We start from the raw sequence: 16,479 nt of genomic DNA on the forward strand, positions 1-16,479 counted from the left end.
ATTTAGAGCAGGAGGGCGTAGATGACGGCGATGACGACGGAGGGGAGCATATTGGCCGTGCGGAAGGTCTGAGGACGGATGAGGTTGACGCCGACGCAGAAGATGAGCATGGAGCCTACGAGCGAAAGGCTGTCGAGGGCTGCCGTAGTCATGATGGGGGAGAGTGCGCCGGCAAACAGCGTGATCGTCCCCTGGAACACGGCGACGGGCAGGGCGGAGAAAATGCAGCCGCGGCCAAGCGACGCCGTCATGGTGCAGACGATGATGCAGTCCAATGCGCCTTTCAGGGCAAGCGTTGACCAGTCACCGAGCAGACCGTCCTGGATCGATCCCACAATGGCCATGGCGCCGATACACACGGTGAGTGAAGTCGAGACAAAAGCGTTGGTGAACTCGTTATCGCCCTCGCTGCCGGTTTTGCGCTTGAGCCATTCGCCAAGGTTCTCGATGGCGGCCTCCAAGTTGATGGCCTCGCCGATGAGCGAGCCGAGGGCGAACGAGACGATGAGCATGGTGGTGCCGGTGGTCGCTAGCGCCTTCCCATCGATAAGGAGCATCTTTTGCATGGTGCCGCCAAGGCCGATAAACAGGACGCACAGCCCCGATGCTTTCATGAGCGTGTCTTGGATGCGCGGTGTAATGAAGCGGCCGCCCGCTAATCCCAAAAGACCGCCCGCAACTAAAAGCACAACGTTGATGATTGTTCCCAAGCCCGGCATGAGCCCTCCTGTATTGATGCCAACGTGGCAATCGTAGCAGAACGAAATGCGAGGTACATCGCGACTCATCTAATACGTTATGTAAGTGGTATTAGGAATGATGCGCGGCATTTAAGCCTCAGGTGGTTGTCGGGACATAGGGATAGTATTCAAAGCGCAGTGTCATAAGCCGCTGTGGGGATTCAATAGCCGCGGCGATGATATTGGCATCGCGGGCACGATCAAACCCTTCGAGTTCGATCTGATACGAGACGTCTTGCATAATGTCCAGACGTCGCCAGGCCAGGAGTGTGTCGCCATCGAATTCCAAGGTCTTGCCTCCGTCTGGAGCAACGGCGTATAGACGCAGCTTGGCGGTGGTTGCAGGGTCGACAACTGTGACCTTTTTAATTTCGTTTCGAGTATTCTTGGCGCCCAACAAGGTGAGCAGTGTTGGGGCCACGACCTCGCCCGATGGCAAAAAGACGACTTCGATGGATTCAGGAAATGCGATGATAGCCGACTTGCGGACGGGCTGATTGGCGGCGGCAACTTCGATGCTCGCAGCGTCGATGACCTCCGTGTGGTCGAGCGCGGCAAGCACGCAGCAGTTACCTTCATCGATCTCTTGAGGATCAGCAAGCCCCAGACTGTCCGCGAACTCGGGATCGTTTGGATCGGCAGCGGGCTCATTCGGCGCTTCGAAAGAAGCTGGGACGCTGTTTGTCGGCGACGGCGTGTCGCCCGCACCTGCTTCTTTGTCCGCGCTCTCTTCTTGTATGGTTGCGTTGATGGGTTCGTCGTTTGGGGGGAGCGTCTTGGCGTCAAACGCGGAGGGGAGAATTCCGATGGCTCCGGATCCGTTCCACTCCATTTCGAGAAGCGCCGGGTCGGCAAGAATGCGTTGCCTGCTTTGCGCGCGGGCATCGATTTCAATAGGGCCTGCCTCTATCCCTCGTGTAAGGCTGAGTGATCCGGCTGGCTTCTCGAAATGAGCGTCTGTGTCTTTGGTACTGACGGCGTAGAACAGCAGGGACGCTTCTCCCGCCGCGATGGCATCGGTACCGGCTTTGGTCAGCCGCAACGATGCCGTGAATGAGAGGGTGGGCTGCGTGTCGTCTGCATTCGCGGCGGCGCAGCCCAGACATATACCGCCTCCTTTCTCAAAAAACGTACCGTCGAAGGCGACCTTCGCTCCGTTCGCCGAGTCATCGACCGAAGCGATGTCGATGCGCAGCTCTAAATTGCATGGATCGCCATCTGCATCGAGCACAACCGAGCGCCACGTGCAGACGGCGCACCCCGCCTGGGAGCCGTTTGCCTTGTTCGAACGATTGATATCCACGACTATCGAGCCGTCCGTATTACGACGAAGGCATCCCGAGGTTGAGATTGCGGCCTGTGCGATCGAAAAACGCTTGCACGCAATGGCGCTCGACGGATTTGGTGCGGAGCTTAGGGCCGCTGGTAAGGAGTCTGCCATGACAGGAGTCGCCCAAGCGGCGACAGGCGTTCCGGTTGCGAGCGCGCCGCAGAGTGCGACGACGGGCAAAAGGTTCTTCGATGCCATGGGGTCTCCTTAGCTAATTTAGTGCGGCCTGTTCATGTTTTGTTTCTGGCTGTGTTTGATGTGCAGACCGAGGCCGGCGGTTCCCGCGCCTGCTGCTGCGGCGCCTGCTGCCAAGAGCCATCGTTTGTCGCCTGTCTGCGCCAACGGTTCCTCGCGGTCGCTGCGGTCGAGCTCCGAGAGGTCGACCGTCACTTGCGTGGCGGCCTGCGCCTGTTCTTGCTGGGCAAAGGCCATGGCTGGCCCAAACGCTAGGATGCTGACGGCGGCGGCCAGGGCGACGGCCTTATGCCGTGTGCGCACCGGGCTCGACCGTCCAGGTGATCGTTGCAACCTGATCGCCTTCGCCGGTTACGCGGAAGATGTCGCGCGTGACGCGGGCGACGTTTCCGCTTGTCTTGAGCTTAATTTTGTCCGTGCCACCGGCAATGCCCTGGTAGCCCATGTCGAAGGCTGCATTCTTGGAAAGATCGAGGCCCGTTCCCTGCATTGCGGCGCTGGCGTTCTGGAGCGCGCCGTCGGGGCCGACCTTAAAGTCGATGGAGTTCTGCGCGGTTCCGGCCTTGGCGTCGGCGGCAATGGTCCAGGTGTTCATGGCGTCGATCTTCATGTTGGTGACATGGATGCCGTAGGCCGAATGATTGTCGATGGTGGTCGCGTCTTCTGAGGGGCCCTGAAGCGTGCCGTCGGCCTTGGCGACGAAGGGAATAACCGTCGGAACTTTGAACTCAACGTTGTCGATCTCGGTCCTGACCATTACCTTCGTGGTTCCAACGCGCCCGGCTGCCATAGCTGGCGTCGGGGCGGCGCCCATTGCGAGCGCGAGCGCGAGCCCTGCGCCCACGGCGAGCGCTCTGGCTCCGTTCATGTTCCTGGTGATGTCCATGGTCGTTCCTTTCTATTCGCCGCGGGCCGTCCCCGCGATGATTGGACGAATGCTGGTGAATTGCGTGCGGTGCCGCGTCGGCCGGAAAAGCTAGTTCTCGGCTTGCTCAACCCGCACCTTGACACGTGTCGGATTGCCGTGGCTGTCGAGGGTCTTGGCATCGAGCGCCTGAATCTCGATGTACGCCTCGCCTTCTTTGATGTCGCCGGCGGGGCACGTTTCGATTGTCTTGCCGGTCTCGACCACACCGGATTCGTACATGGTCTCGTCGTTTTGGATGACGCGGAATCGCTGGGGAAATTTATTGTCTTGGACGTTTTGCACGTTGACGCGCAGCTTGCCGTCCTCCTGCAGCTGAGCGACCGGTGCGACCGAAATCGTCATCATGTTGTCGCGGACGATGGCGTCGAGCTCATCTTGGATTTCCTGACGCGTTTTGCCCTCGGCCGTCGTAACCGAAGCGCCCGCCTCGGGTACGGGCTGCGACTGCCAAGCGTATAGTCCTACGGCGACAAGGGCACAGACGATGGCCAAGCAGGCAACGATGAGCTTCTTGCGACGACCCAGGCCTGCAAAGTGGGGTGGCTTCTTCGCGCTCATGCGGCATCCTTGGCGGTATAGATGCGCGCAAAGGTGGACGGGTTCGCTCCAAAGAGCATGTGAAGCATCAGGCGGCGTGAGTAGACAAGCTCGTCGAAGTCGGGAGGGAGCTCGATGTCGTGGATATGCGCGATGTGGTGGGCGAGCGCCGAGAACGACTCGGGGTCGCAGATCACATCGGTGGTGACGTGGTAGACCGCCGTATCGGGGAATGCCTCTTCATCGAAGGGTAAGAGATAAGGGTCGTCGTCGACCTCGATGGCGATGCCGTACTGGGGCCAGTAATATGCCATGGGAACCTCCCTGCTCTTGGGCCAAAACTTCTATCGGCTTTGGCTGTCGATGCCGACCGTATCAGCCGCAACTTGACCAAAAGCTGACCAAATGCTTGACGGATTGACATCCCCGCAGGTAAAGGGCGGTAAAAAATACTTCAACTTTTTTCGAGCGACATTTTTCGATCGCTGGCGGCGGAACGATATGTGTCAAAAGCATCGCCTGCCGAGGAAACTCGGCCGTTCGCCGAATTGCATGCGCGTAAAAAACCTCAATTATGGAGGCGGTCTCGAACACGTCAACGAAACGATGCGGTAACATCTCCCTGCAAACACTGTAGTTAGCTAAAGGGGAGTCTGCATGTCTGCAACCATCAAACCCTTCACCGATGAGTTCGAGGAATACGGTCGCGACGAGTCTCGCTCGTCGGGCGAGGCTTCGAGCATTTCGTTTCCGACATCGGAAGACGAGGTGCGCGCTATCTTGCGGCAGCTCCATGCCGACGGTGTTTCGGTGACTGTCCAGGGTGCCCGAACGGGCCTCGCTGCCGGCGCCGTGCCTCATGGCGGGCATATCCTCAACACCTCGCGCATGAATCGCTACCTTGGTCTTCGCTGCGATGACGAGGGCCGGTTTCTGCTGCGCGTGGAACCGGGCGTCGTACTGTCGGAGCTGCGCAAACAGCTGGTCAAAAAGGCGCTGCCGACAGGCGGCTGGGACCAGGCGTCGCTTCGGACATACGAGGAGTTCCAAGCTGCCCCCGAGCAGTTCTTTCCCACCGACCCCACCGAGGCATCTGCCTGCCTGGGCGGTATGGCGGCGTGCAACGCCTCCGGCGCCCGCAGCTATGCCTATGGCCCCATGCGTCCGCATGTCACGGGCCTTCACGTTGCCCTGGCGGATGGTGACCTGCTCGAGCTTCACCGCGGTGAGGTTTTTGCTCAGGGCCGTCGCCTTTCACTTGTGACGGCGGAAGGACGTTCGCTTGAGCTCGATCTTCCTGACTACACCATGCCCAAGACCAAAAATGCTTCGGGCTATTATGTTGCGGACGATATGGACGCCATCGATCTCTTTATCGGCGCATGTGGCACGCTCGGCGTTATCACCGAGCTCGAGATCGCCCTGCAGCCTGCTTCCGCGGTTGTGTGGGGCGTGAGCTGCTTTTTCGATAGCGAGGACAAGGCCGTTGCCTTTACCGATTCCGTGCGCCCGGTCCTGTCCCACGCGGCTGCTATCGAGTATTTCGATGCGGGCGCCCTGGATATCCTTCGCCGCCAGCGCGAGCAGTCGACTGCTTTTGCCTCGCTGCCGGCACTCGACGATGAGGCAAAGGTCTGCGTCTACGTGGAGCTCGACTGCGACGACGAGGCACAGGCGACCGAGGAGCTGTACCACTTGGGATGGGTTTTGGAGCTTGCGGGCGGCCGCGACGACGCGACATGGGTTGCGCGCACCGAGGTCGATCGCGAGTGCCAGCGGTTCTTCCGCCACGCGGTTCCCGAGAGCGTCAACATGCTCATCGACGAGCGTCGCCGCACGGACCTCACCATTACCAAGCTGGGTTCGGATATGTCGGTGCCCAACGCGCACTTGGCCGATGTTATCGCCCTCTATCGTCGCACGCTGGCCGAAAGCGGGCTTGAGTCTGCCGCCTGGGGGCATATCGGCAACAACCATCTGCATGTGAATATCCTGCCGCGCGACGCGCAGGATTATCGCGCCGGCGGCGAGCTCTTTGCCCAGTGGGCGGCCGAGATCACGGCCATGGGTGGTGCCGTCTCTGCCGAGCATGGCGTCGGCAAGATCAAGGCGGGCTTCTTGGAGACGATGTACGGCCACGAGGCCATGGTCGAATCGGCTCGACTCAAGCTCCAACTCGACCCTGCTGGACAGCTCGGCCGCGGCAACCTGTTTTCGGAGAAGCTCCTGGATGAACTCGTTCAGAAAGGGGGCGCGTGAAGATGAGCGAATTCCATATGGTGGTGTGCGTCAAGGCGGTGCCGGGAAGCACCGAGGTCAAGATGGACCCCAAGACCAATACGATTGTGCGTGACGGCAAGCAGGCGGTCATCAGCCCGTTCGATGCAAGCGCTCTGGAATGCGCGCTGTCGCTCAAGGATGACTTTATCGGCTTTGGCATGGATGTGCGCGTGACGGTGGTGTCGATGGGCATCCCCGCGACCGAGTCACTGCTGCGCGACTGCATCGCCCGCGGCGCCGATGACGCGCTGTTGCTGACCGATCGCGCCTTTGCGGGTGCCGATACCTTGGCTACCACCTATGCCCTCAAATGTGGCATCGAGGCGCTCGACGAGGACTTTGACCTGCTCATTTGCGGCAAGATGGCAGTTGATGGCGATACGGCCCAGATTGGTCCCGAGCTTGCCGGAGCCTTTGAGATTCCCTGCGTGACCGACGTGAGTTGCGTGCAGGGCGCGGGCTTTACGACCTGCGGCTCGCTGGCGCTTGTCCACGGCTGTGACGCCGGCGAGGAAACGGTGTATCTGGAGATGCCGTGCGCGATGACGACTGCCAAGGAGATTGGCCAGCTGCGCATGCCGAGTATCGCTGGCATTCGCGCGGCCGAGGAAGCGGACGTGCGCGTGGTCGGCGCTGCCGACGTGAACGCCGACCCCTCGCGTTGCGGTCTTGCCGGTTCGCCGACGCAGGTCGTGCGCTCGTTTGTGCCCGACCGCGACCAAACGTGTGAGACTGTTGAGGGCACGGCGTCCGAGCAGGCGGCAAAACTCGCCAAGATTATCGAGGGGATGGCATAGATGAGCGGACTGATTATCGATGGCGAAGCCTGCATTGGCTGCGGTCGCTGCGTTCGCGCCTGCGCCTCGGGCGGTATTGTGGTGGAGGGCGAGCGTCCCAATCGCTGTGCCCGCGTAACCGACGGCTGCATCCTGTGCGGCGGGTGCGTCGACGCCTGCCCCGTCAACGCTATTTCGATCGAGCGCGATGAGACCACCGGTGCGGTAGACCTTGACGCATATCGAGACATTTGGGTCTTCGTGCAAACTGACGAGCACGATGCCGTGGCATCCGTGGCCTTCGAGCTCGTGGGCAAGGGCCGCGAGCTTGCCGATGCGCGCGGCTGTCGCTTGGTGGCGCTGGTCGGCATGGGCCCCGAGGGCTCGCTCGGGGACCTGGAGCATCTGGTTTGCGCCGGTGCGGACGAAGTTCTGGTCTGTCGTGACGAGCGCCTGCGTCAGAACGACGCGGAGGTCTATGCTCGTCTCATCTGCGATTTGGTAGCCGAGCGCAAGCCCGAAGCCATTCTGTACGGTGCGACCGCCTTTGGCCGCGAGTTGGCGCCTGGCGTTGCCGTGCGCCTGCAGACGGGCCTTACGGCCGACTGCACCGTGCTTTCGATGGATACGGAAACGGGCTTGCTGCAGCAGACGCGCCCGGCGTTTGGCGGCAACTTGATGGCCACCATCATTTGCCCCAATCAGCGTCCCCAGATGGCAACGGTGCGTCCCGGTATCTTTGGAGCGCCCGAGTTTGACTACAGCCGCTCTGGCACGATTACCCAGGTATTCCTTGCGGAAGACGCCAAGGCTCGTGTCGAGATTTCGATTCCCGCTGAGGAATGGGGCCAGCAGGCTTCGATTGCCGATGCCGAGCGTCTAGTTGTTGTGGGTCGCGGTATCGGCTCCAAGAAAAACCTACCCTTGATGCGAAAGCTCGCCGAAGCCCTGGGTGCCGAGCTCGGCTGCACACGACCCGTCGTGGAGGCGGGCTGGCTGGAGTATCGCCATCAGATTGGCCAGACCGGCGTATCGGTTTCGCCCAAGCTTCTCGTGAGTATCGGTGTTTCGGGCGCCATCCAGCATCTTGCCGGCATCGGTGGGGCGGAGTGCATTATCGCCATTAATGAGGACCCGGATGCCCCCATCTTTGGCGCCGCCCAGTACAAGGTCGTCGGCGACGCCGTCGAGGTCGTTGAGGAGCTCCTGGCCCAGCTCGAGCGCTAGGCGCCGGCTAGCCAGGCTCGCATCTCTTTCTTTAGGCGCTCCCAGGTCGCCTGCGTGGCGGGATCGGTAAAGGGGCGCACAATGCCAAAGGGCGCGTCGAGCAGGCGGTAGATATCGCCCTGCTCGCGCGCCAGCGCGCGGCTTGCGGGGTAGACGAGCTCAAACATAAAGCAGATGAGCCCCACCAAGTAGTCGGCCGGCTCATCGCGTTCGTCGCGTGCGACGCAGCGGTGTTCGGCAAAGGCGACAAGCGCCGGTGCCGAGAAGTGGCTGGCGAGAAATGTATCCTCATCAACCTTGAGGATGGTGTCGACGGTGCTGTCGGCGATGGTGCGCATAATGTCGATCTTGTCGCCATCGCGCACGATATCGCAGAAGCGCCGTGTGCGTGTGTCGAGCTGTGCAGGTAGGCGGAAATCGCTGTGATAGGCAATGCTTGCGCGGATGAGCTCGTCATGTGCATCGGTTTCGATAAAGTCACGGATGTTTGTCGTGGCGGGTGCGTCGGCGGGATGTTTGCCAAAGAGGACCTCGACGCCGAGCGCCGCATGGCTCATGCTCTCGGCGTCCTTAAAGGTGTCCCAGCGTCGCAGCTGTTCAAAGCGGCCCATATCGTGTAGCAGGCCGCAAAGCCATGCCAGGTCAATATCCTCTGGCACCCAGCCCTGTTCGCGTGCCACGGCGTCGCATGTCTCGGCCACATGATAGGTATGTTCGATCTTGAGGGCGATACGCGGGTTGGCGGCATCGTAGGCATCGGTATAGGTTTTAAAGGCCTCGGACGCCCGAGCTCGATCGATAGCTGTCATAATGACTTCCTTACAGATACGTCTTTCGATCCGGTGGCAATTGTAGGCGAACTTTATTGCCGCAGGTTGATATTTCTGCTGCGTCTCGGGCATCGTGTTCTATATCGTTTTGAGCCTCATATAAGAGCGGGGCACGTTTGGCGTCCCGGCCTAACGAATCGAATTTCTCACTGAGCTGGTCTGCTTCTTCTGGTACCATGATCAAACTTTACTGTAGCAAAGTATGACGTGGTCTTTTGTTCCGCGTCAGCGGAAATGGGGGTTTCATGGCACAGGGAGCGACCGCCAACGAGCAAAAGAAATTCAAAGTCCCGCGTATCCCGGGCGACATCATGATCTATCCCATGATCGTTGGCCTTTTGCTCAACACTTTCTGTCCGCAGGTCTTTGAGATCGGCGGCTTCTTTACGGCTGCCTGCCGCGGCGGTTCCAATACCATCGTCGCCGCGATCCTGCTGTTTGTGGGCGCCGGCATCAGCTTTAAGTCCACGCCGGGTGCCATCAAGACCGGCATCGTCGTGCTGATTCCTAAGCTTGTGGTGGCAGCCGCGCTGGGTCTGGGCGTTGCGTATTTCTTTAACGACAACCTTTTGGGCCTGAGTTCGGTTTCCATCATCGGCGGCATTACGTTTTGCAACATGGCGCTCTACACGGGCATCATGGGCGAGTTCGGCGACGAATCCGAGCAGGGCGCCGTGGGTATTCTGTTCTTTACGGCCGGTCCCGCCGTCACCATGATCATCCTGGGCGTTTCGGGTCTCGCCAACATCCCTGTCGGTACCATCATCGGCTCCATTTTGCCGCTCGTTATCGGCATGGTTCTGGGCAACCTCTTCCCGTTCATCAAGAACCTGCTGGTTCCCGGCGCCAATCCCGCGATCGCCGTCATCGGATTTCAGCTCGGTGCGTCCATGAGCCTGTCGAGCTTTATCACCGGCGGTATTCCCGGCATCTTGCTGGGCCTTGTCACGCTGTTTATCGTCGGTCCCATCACCTTTGCGTTCGAGCGCCTGTGCGGTGGTAACGGCAAAGCTGCCGTGGCTTGTTCCACCATCGCCGGCACGGCTATGACCACGCCGGTTGCTCTTGCCGAGGTCGCGCCGCGCTACGCCGAGCTTGCACCCACTGCGTACGCCCAGATCGCCACCGCCGTTATCATCACGGCAATCATGGCTCCGATTCTGACCGGTTGGGTCGACAAGAAGTTCTGTCAGGGCAAGGAAGACCTGTCGCCTGCTGGCGTCGAAGCTATCGAGGAGGCTGTCGCAACCGATATCGACGGTGAGTAACGTCCGTTACCGATAATTGATTCCGGCGTGCAACTCGCGCCGTCAGAGCGCCCGAACGAGAGCTGTCTTGCAGCAACGTTCGGGCGCTCTGCTATTATTCCCCTTACCCCTGCGGAGTAAGGGGCGTTTATTGCCCAGACACGAATCGGGCGATTCTGACCACTTGGATATTGAGGGGATGGCGTCTAGTGGTTAAGGCACTCAAGATCGAGATATTCCTGCTATGCATGATTGTTCTTATCGGGCTTGCCGCGCGAAGTCGCCACTCCTTGTTCTCGAGTACCCAACAGTTATTGTTTAGTACGCTCGGCTACACCTCTGCCGCGTACATGTTATTCGATATAATCTGGACGCTTTCGGACGGTGTGGGCGGCACGCTGGGCATTGCTGCCAACTGGATTTCCAACGCGGTTTCGTTTTCGCTCTTTGCCGCCGCGTGCCTCATTTGGTTTATCTATTCCGAGACGGTGCAGGGTTCTCGCCTTTTGACCGCGCGCTATAGGATGGCGTTTGTAACGCTGCCTGCGGTGCTGGTAGTCGTACTGGCGTTTACTAGCTACTGGACGCATGCCCTGTTCTATATCGATGCGCAGGGCGCGTATCGTCGCGGTTTTGTCTATATGATCCAGCCCATCGTCAGCTACTGCTACGTTATATATACGTCCCTGCATGCGTTTATACAATCTTGCAAGGTCGAGAGCCTACAAAAGAAGGCCATCTATCAAACCTTGGCATTTTTCGCCATTCCGGCCTTGGTGGCCGGTGTCTTTCAGGTCTTTTATTCGGGTCCCTGCCTTAGTGTCGGCATCATGTTAAGTATGTTGCAGCTCTACATTGTTTGTCAGGAGCAACTGATCTCGACCGACCCGTTGACTGGCCTTAACAATCGCAACCGTTTTGAGACCTATATGCTGTCGCTCTTTTCAAATGTGGACCAGGCCGATGATGTGTATCTGCTTATGATGGACGCCGACGGCTTTAAGCAGATTAACGATCAGTATGGACATGTGGAGGGCGACCATGCTCTTCAGGTTGTTTCCGCAGTGCTCAAGGACGCCTGTTCGCCGTCCGGCGGCTTTATTGCGCGCTATGGCGGTGATGAGTTCGTCGTACTGCAAAAGGGGGCGACGGAGCACGACATTATCCGCCTGTGTTCGGCGATCAATAGCGAGCTCTCGCGCGCCGAGACACCCTATTCGCTTCGAATGTCTATTGGCTACGCGCGCTACGGCGATGGGATCAACACGTGGCAAGAGCTTCTGCGCGCTGCCGATGCGGAGCTCTATCGCATCAAGGACGCCAAAAAGAAATCCGGCATCCAGGTTCGCTAGAAAAAAGGGGCGCACGACCGTTGCGATGGTCATGCGCCCCTTTTGCGTTTGTAGGGGCCACCGGCCATAATGCCTAGGCGCGTTGCGGCAAGACGGGCGTCTGCCACCGCGCTCGGTACGAAATCAACGAGAACCAGCGCACCCCATTAAGCTAAAGTGTGTGAACACCCTCCCTAAAAAGGTGAGCTCGCTAGGCTTTTTTGGGTTTGTTGACGATGATGATGCCGCCGCAGACCAACAGCAGGGCAACGATGACGGTAACGGGGCTCGTGCCAGCGCCCTCGCCGAGCAGCAGCGCGCTCAGCAGCACACCAAAGACGGGGTTCATAAACCCAAAAACCGAGACTCGGCTGACGGGGTTGACGGCAAGCAGGCGCGACCACAGCGAGTAGGCGACCGCGGAGATAAGCGCCATGTAGATGATGAGCGCGATGGCGGGGGCAATCGCCGTGGGGGAGAGCGCGCCACCCATCATAAAGCCGATGGCGGTGAGGACCAGGCCGCCGACCAAGAACTGCCACCCGGCAAGCAAGACGCCGTCGTGCTCGCGCGAGAAGATGCCGATCAGGCAGGTCGAAAGGGCACCCGCGACGGTGGAGGCCAGGATAAAGCCCTCGCCGTCGAGCGTAAAGCCAAAGGTGCCGTCCGCGCCCGAAAGGTTGACGAGCGCGACACCGGCAAAGCCCAGTACGCAGCCGAGCACCTTGGCCGCATCGAGCTTTTCGGTGCGAAACGCCAGGGCGGCAAAGAGAATAGCCAAGAAGTTGGCGCTAGCCTCGATGATGGAGCTCGACATAGCGCTTGCACGGGAGAGACCAAGGTAGAAAAAGAAGTACTGGCCGATGGTCTGGAAGAGCGACAAGATGCAGATGGGCTTGATATCGCGCGCTTGCGGAACGAGCGGTCGGCGCTGGGCCACGCTCATGCCAACAATGACTAGCATGCCGGCAAGGGTGAAGCGCAGACCCGCGAAGAGCAGCTGCGAGGCGCTGTCGTGCGCGGGAATGCCAAAGAGGCCGTAGCCGATCTTGATGCAGGGGAAGGCGGAGCCCCAGAGCGCGCAGCAAACGAGACAGCCCAGGATGAGTCCGGGCAGGGTGGCGAGATACGGCTTGCGGCTTTCCATGATGTCCTTCCTGTATGCGCGAAGCAAAAAAGAACCCGCCACCGGGGGTGCCGGTGGCGGGCGTTGTTACCCGAGGGGATTGTACCCGATGGGAAAGCTTTAAGCGAAGTAGGCTACGCCGCTCTCAAAGATCGGCATGAACTTATCGCCGGGGACATGCTCGGGCACGTTGCGGTACAGGTTGTCGCCGCGACGCTCGGCATGGCCCATCTTGCCCAGGACGCGGCCGTCGGGGCTCGTGATGCCCTCGATGGCGAGCGCGGAGCCGTTGGGGTTGACGGAGAGATCCATGCTGGGCTTGCCGTCCTCGCCCACGTACTGCGTGGCGACCTGGCCGTTGGCGATCAGCTGGGCGAGCACTTCGTCATTGGCGACAAAGCGGCCCTCGCCGTGGCTGATGGCGACGGTGTAGGGGTCGTCCAGGCTGCACTGCGACAGCCACGGGGACAGGTTGGACGAGATGCGGGTGCGCACCAGACGGCTCTGGTGGCGGCCGATGGTGTTGAACGTCAACGTGGGCGCATCGGGCGTGGCGTCGACGATGTCGCCGTAGGGCACCAGGCCGAGCTTGATCAGGGCCTGGAAGCCGTTGCAGATGCCCAGCATCAGGCCATCGCGGGCCTTGAGCAGGTCGCGGACTGCCTCGGTGACCTCGGGAGCGCGGAAGAACGCCGTGATGAACTTGGCAGAGCCGTCGGGCTCGTCGCCGCCCGAGAAGCCGCCGGGGATCATGACGATCTGGCTTGCACGGATGCGGCGGGCAAGCTCGTGGGTGCTCTCGGCGACGGCCTCGGGCGTGAGGTTGTTGATCACGAAGGTGTCGGCTTCGGCACCGGCTGCGCGGAAGGCACGTGCGCTGTCGTACTCACAGTTGTTGCCGGGGAACACGGGGATGATCACGCGCGGACGGGCGATCTTGGCGCCGCTGTACACGTGGATGTCCTTGGCACGGAAGTCGATGGTCTCGACCTCGGGGGTCTCGTCGGCGCTGCGGTAGGCAAAGACGCCCTCGATGCCGCTCTCCCAGGCCTCCTGGAGCTCGGAGAGCTCGATGACCTCGGAGCCGGTGTCGATGACATAGCCCTCGACGGTGGTGCCCAGGGGCTCGACGACAACGCCGTCGGCGACCTCGGGCAGCTCGGCATCCTCGGCGAGCTCGACGATAAAGCTGCCATAGAGCGGGGTGAAGAGGCTCTCCACGTCCACATCCTCGGCAAGCTCGATACCGATCTGGTTGCCGACGCACATCTTAAAGAGGCTTTCGGCGCCGCAGCCGTAGCCGGGCGTGGAGACGGCCAGGGCGTCACCGGTGGCGGTGAGCGCCTCGACGGCATCAAACGCGGCGAGCAGCTGCTGGGCGTCGGGGCGGTAGTCCTCGCCATAGGTGGCGGGGGCGATACGCACGACGCGATGCGTCAGGCCCTTGAACTCGGGTGAGACGGCACGGGCGGCACGGCCCACGGCAACAGCGAAGCTGATCAGGGTGGGCGGAACGTTGAGCTCGCCGGCCTCGTCCTCAAACGAGCCGCTCATGGAATCCTTGCCGCCGATGGCGCCGGCACCCAGGTCGACTTGGGCCATGAGAGCGCCCAGGACGGCTGCCATGGGCTTGCCCCAGCGCTCTGCCTCGGTGCGCAGGCGCTCGAAGTACTCCTGGAAGGAGAGGTAGGCGCGCTTGTGCTCAAAGCCGGCAGCCACGAGCTTGGCGATGGACTCGACCACGGACAGGTAGGCGCCCGCAAACTGGTCGGCTTCCATCAGGTAGGGGTTGAAGCCCCATGCCATAGCGCTTGCCGTGGTGGTCTCGCCGTCCACGGGGAACTTGGCGACCATGGCCGAGCTCGGGGTGAGCTGCGTCTTGCCGCCAAAAGGCATAAGCACGGTTGCGGCACCGATGGTGGAGTCGAAGCGCTCGGAAAGGCCCTTGTTGGAGGCGACGTTAAGATCGGTGACGAGCGAGGTCATGCGCTCGGCAAGTGTGGTGCCGGCCCAGCTGGGCTGCCACACGCTGCGGGCGCAGACGTGGGCGACCTGGTGCTTGGGTGCACCGTTGGAGTTGAGGAACTCGCGGGATAGATCGACGATGGCGACGCCGTTCCATGCCATGCGCATGCGCGGCTCGGCGGTAACCTCGGCGATAACGGTTGCCTCCAGGTTCTCCTCGGCGGCGTAGCCCATGAACTCCTCGACGTCACCGTCGGCGACGGCGCAAGCCATGCGCTCCTGGGACTCGGAAATGGCGAGCTCGGTGCCATCCAGGCCGTCGTACTTCTTGGTCACGGTGTCAAGGTCGACATACAGGCCGTCGGCAAGCTCACCCACGGCGACCGAGACGCCGCCGGCGCCAAAGTCGTTGCAGCGCTTGATCAGACGGCAGGCGTCGCCGCGGCGGAACAGACGCTGCAGCTTGCGCTCGACCGGGGCGTTGCCCTTCTGGACCTCGGCACCCGAGGTCTCGATGGACTCGGTGTTCTGGGTCTTTGAGGAGCCGGTGGCGCCACCGATGCCGTCACGGCCGGTGCGACCACCCAGCAGGATGATCTTGTCGGTGGGGGCGGGGCACTCGCGACGAACGTGGTTTGCCGGGGTGGCGCCCACGACGGCGCCAACTTCCATGCGCTTGGCCACGTAACCGGGGTGATAGAGTTCATTAACCTGACCGGTGGCAAGGCCGATCTGGTTGCCGTAGCTGGAGTAGCCGGCGGCAGCGGTGGTCACGAGCTTGCGCTGTGGCAGCTTGCCCTCGAGCGTCTCGGAAACCGGGACGGTGGGGTCGCCGGCGCCGGTGACGCGCATGGCCTGGTACACATAGCTGCGGCCCGAGAGCGGGTCGCGGATAGCGCCGCCCACGCAGGTGGCGGCACCGCCGAAGGGCTCGATCTCGGTCGGGTGGTTGTGGGTCTCGTTCTTAAAGAGGAACAGCCAGTCCTGGTCCTCGCCGTCGACATCGACCTTCACCTTGACGGTGCAGGCGTTGATCTCCTCGGACTCATCGACATCGGTCATGACGCCGGTCTTCTTAAGGTACTTGGCGCCGATGGTGCCCATGTCCATGAGGCAGACGGGCTTGGCGTCGCGACCGAGCTCGTGGCGCATCTCCATGTAGCGGTCGAAGGCTTGCTGCACCACGGCGTCGTCGATTGTCACGTCGTCCAGGACGGTGCCGAAGGTGGTGTGGCGGCAGTGGTCGGACCAATAGGTGTCGATCACGCGGATCTCGGTGATGGTGGGGTCGCGATCCTCATCGCGGAAGTACTGCTGGCAGAAGGCGATGTCCGCCTCGTCCATGGCAAGACCGCGCTCGGCGATAAAAGCCGCAAGGCCGGCCTCATCGAGCTCGCGGAAACCGTCGAGCACCTCGACGGGCTGGGGCTCGGGGGTCTCCATGTACAGCGTCTCGGGCAGGTCGAGCGAGGCGATGCGCGCCTCGACGGGGTTCACCACGTAGTGCTTGATGGCATCGATGGCGGCTTCGTCCAGAGTGCCCGAGATCATATAGACCTTGGCGGAGCGCACGGCGGGGCGCTCGCCCTGGCTGATGAGCTGCACGCACTCGCTGGCGGAGTCGGCGCGCTGGTCAAACTGGCCAGGCAGGAATTCGACGGCAAAGACGGCGCCATCGCTTGCGGGGAGCTCGTCGTAGGTCACATCGACCTGGGGCTCGCTAAAGACGGTCGGCACGCAGGAGCGGAAAAGCTCCTCGTCGATGCCCTCGACGTCGTAGCGGTTGATGATCCTCAGGGCCTCGATGCCCTTGATGCCGAGAATTTCGGTCAGCTCGCCCTTGAGCTGCTGAGCCTCGACGTCGAACCCGGGTTTCTTCTCCACGTAGATACGAGAGACCATTGGTTCCTGCCTTCCTGATCGGTTGGGCGTACGGTACGGTATGCGGCAGCGGTCGGTTTACGGGG

General features: G+C 61.2%; 14 protein-coding genes. 5 read left to right on the forward strand and 9 right to left on the reverse strand.

What is annotated here, in order from left to right; genetic code table 11:
• Window positions 1–2: 2 nt before the first annotated feature.
• The 6 genes from ABHR63_RS04445 to ABHR63_RS04470 form a co-directional block, all read right to left on the reverse strand.
• Complete coding sequence (locus ABHR63_RS04445) at window positions 3–719, reverse strand: DUF554 domain-containing protein (RefSeq protein ID WP_346965878.1); 717 nt, start codon at window positions 717–719, stop codon at window positions 3–5.
• 118 nt (window positions 720–837) lie between these two features.
• The gene (locus ABHR63_RS04450) at window positions 838–2,268 is read right to left on the reverse strand and encodes a hypothetical protein (protein WP_346965335.1); all 1,431 of its coding nucleotides are present in this window, start codon (window positions 2,266–2,268) and stop codon (window positions 838–840) included.
• A gap of 18 nt (window positions 2,269–2,286) precedes the next feature.
• Window positions 2,287–2,502, reverse strand: coding sequence for a hypothetical protein (locus ABHR63_RS04455; protein WP_138111941.1), 216 nt, complete (start codon window positions 2,500–2,502; stop codon window positions 2,287–2,289).
• A 49-nt stretch (window positions 2,503–2,551) separates the two neighbouring features.
• Window positions 2,552–3,151, reverse strand: coding sequence for a hypothetical protein (locus ABHR63_RS04460; RefSeq protein ID WP_161160416.1), 600 nt, complete (start codon window positions 3,149–3,151; stop codon window positions 2,552–2,554).
• A gap of 90 nt (window positions 3,152–3,241) precedes the next feature.
• On the reverse strand, window positions 3,242–3,751 hold the full coding sequence (locus ABHR63_RS04465; protein WP_117746254.1) for a hypothetical protein: 510 nt from the start codon (window positions 3,749–3,751) through the stop codon (window positions 3,242–3,244).
• Window positions 3,748–4,044, reverse strand: coding sequence for a hypothetical protein (locus tag ABHR63_RS04470; RefSeq protein ID WP_138111946.1), 297 nt, complete (start codon window positions 4,042–4,044; stop codon window positions 3,748–3,750). The genes ABHR63_RS04465 and ABHR63_RS04470 overlap by 4 nt, the downstream gene beginning before the upstream one ends.
• 343 nt (window positions 4,045–4,387) lie before the next feature.
• Between ABHR63_RS04470 and ABHR63_RS04475 the strand changes: the two genes are divergently transcribed.
• The 3 genes from ABHR63_RS04475 to ABHR63_RS04485 are packed head-to-tail and all read left to right on the forward strand — an operon-like array spanning window position 4,388 to window position 8,013.
• Entirely contained in the window at window positions 4,388–5,989 is a 1,602-nt protein-coding gene (locus ABHR63_RS04475) for an FAD-binding oxidoreductase (RefSeq protein WP_346965334.1), read from the forward strand.
• Between the two features lie 2 nt (window positions 5,990–5,991).
• Window positions 5,992–6,807 carry an electron transfer flavoprotein subunit beta/FixA family protein gene (locus ABHR63_RS04480; RefSeq protein WP_195625015.1) on the forward strand — a complete coding sequence of 272 codons (816 nt, stop codon included), beginning with the start codon at window positions 5,992–5,994 and terminating at the stop codon, window positions 6,805–6,807.
• Window positions 6,808–8,013 (forward strand): electron transfer flavoprotein subunit alpha, encoded by a 1,206-nt coding sequence (locus ABHR63_RS04485; RefSeq protein ID WP_138111955.1) that lies wholly within the window; start codon window positions 6,808–6,810, stop codon window positions 8,011–8,013.
• Here the strand turns inward: ABHR63_RS04485 and ABHR63_RS04490 are convergent.
• A complete protein-coding gene (locus ABHR63_RS04490; RefSeq protein WP_138111958.1) occupies window positions 8,010–8,822 on the reverse strand; it encodes an HD domain-containing protein in 813 nt (270 codons plus the stop codon). The genes ABHR63_RS04485 and ABHR63_RS04490 overlap by 4 nt on opposite strands.
• A 266-nt stretch (window positions 8,823–9,088) precedes the next feature.
• On the opposite strand from ABHR63_RS04490, the gene ABHR63_RS04495 reads away from it, so the two are divergent.
• A complete protein-coding gene (locus tag ABHR63_RS04495) occupies window positions 9,089–10,111 on the forward strand; it encodes a 2-keto-3-deoxygluconate permease (protein ID WP_346965333.1) in 1,023 nt (340 codons plus the stop codon).
• Between the two features lie 188 nt (window positions 10,112–10,299).
• On the forward strand, window positions 10,300–11,442 hold the full coding sequence (locus ABHR63_RS04500) for a GGDEF domain-containing protein (protein WP_238057599.1): 1,143 nt from the start codon (window positions 10,300–10,302) through the stop codon (window positions 11,440–11,442).
• 190 nt (window positions 11,443–11,632) lie between these two features.
• On the opposite strand, the gene ABHR63_RS04505 is transcribed toward ABHR63_RS04500, so the two are convergent.
• Window positions 11,633–12,568 carry a DMT family transporter gene (locus ABHR63_RS04505; protein WP_138111966.1) on the reverse strand — a complete coding sequence of 312 codons (936 nt, stop codon included), beginning with the start codon at window positions 12,566–12,568 and terminating at the stop codon, window positions 11,633–11,635.
• A gap of 99 nt (window positions 12,569–12,667) precedes the next feature.
• The gene (locus tag ABHR63_RS04510; protein WP_195625012.1) at window positions 12,668–16,414 is read right to left on the reverse strand and encodes a phosphoribosylformylglycinamidine synthase; all 3,747 of its coding nucleotides are present in this window, start codon (window positions 16,412–16,414) and stop codon (window positions 12,668–12,670) included.
• Between the last annotated feature and the right edge of the window lie 65 nt (window positions 16,415–16,479).

Origin of the sequence: Collinsella aerofaciens (assembly GCF_039752775.1) — a bacterium.
GTDB lineage: Bacteria > Actinomycetota > Coriobacteriia > Coriobacteriales > Coriobacteriaceae > Collinsella > Collinsella aerofaciens_R.

Excerpts from the sequence above, each read along its gene's own strand:
- ABHR63_RS04445 (WP_346965878.1), bottom strand. The coding sequence starts at position 719 with ATGCCGGGCTTGGGAACAATCATCAACGTTGTGCTTTTAGTTGCGGGC.
- ABHR63_RS04450 (WP_346965335.1), bottom strand. The coding sequence starts at position 2,268 with ATGGCATCGAAGAACCTTTTGCCCGTCGTCGCACTCTGCGGCGCGCTC.
- ABHR63_RS04455 (WP_138111941.1), bottom strand. The coding sequence starts at position 2,502 with ATGGCCTTTGCCCAGCAAGAACAGGCGCAGGCCGCCACGCAAGTGACG.
- ABHR63_RS04460 (WP_161160416.1), bottom strand. The coding sequence starts at position 3,151 with ATGGACATCACCAGGAACATGAACGGAGCCAGAGCGCTCGCCGTGGGC.
- ABHR63_RS04465 (WP_117746254.1), bottom strand. The coding sequence starts at position 3,751 with ATGAGCGCGAAGAAGCCACCCCACTTTGCAGGCCTGGGTCGTCGCAAG.
- ABHR63_RS04470 (WP_138111946.1), bottom strand. The coding sequence starts at position 4,044 with ATGGCATATTACTGGCCCCAGTACGGCATCGCCATCGAGGTCGACGAC.
- ABHR63_RS04475 (WP_346965334.1), top strand. The coding sequence starts at position 4,388 with ATGTCTGCAACCATCAAACCCTTCACCGATGAGTTCGAGGAATACGGT.
- ABHR63_RS04480 (WP_195625015.1), top strand. The coding sequence starts at position 5,992 with ATGAGCGAATTCCATATGGTGGTGTGCGTCAAGGCGGTGCCGGGAAGC.
- ABHR63_RS04485 (WP_138111955.1), top strand. The coding sequence starts at position 6,808 with ATGAGCGGACTGATTATCGATGGCGAAGCCTGCATTGGCTGCGGTCGC.
- ABHR63_RS04490 (WP_138111958.1), bottom strand. The coding sequence starts at position 8,822 with ATGACAGCTATCGATCGAGCTCGGGCGTCCGAGGCCTTTAAAACCTAT.
- ABHR63_RS04495 (WP_346965333.1), top strand. The coding sequence starts at position 9,089 with ATGGCACAGGGAGCGACCGCCAACGAGCAAAAGAAATTCAAAGTCCCG.
- ABHR63_RS04505 (WP_138111966.1), bottom strand. The coding sequence starts at position 12,568 with ATGGAAAGCCGCAAGCCGTATCTCGCCACCCTGCCCGGACTCATCCTG.
- ABHR63_RS04510 (WP_195625012.1), bottom strand. The coding sequence starts at position 16,414 with ATGGTCTCTCGTATCTACGTGGAGAAGAAACCCGGGTTCGACGTCGAG.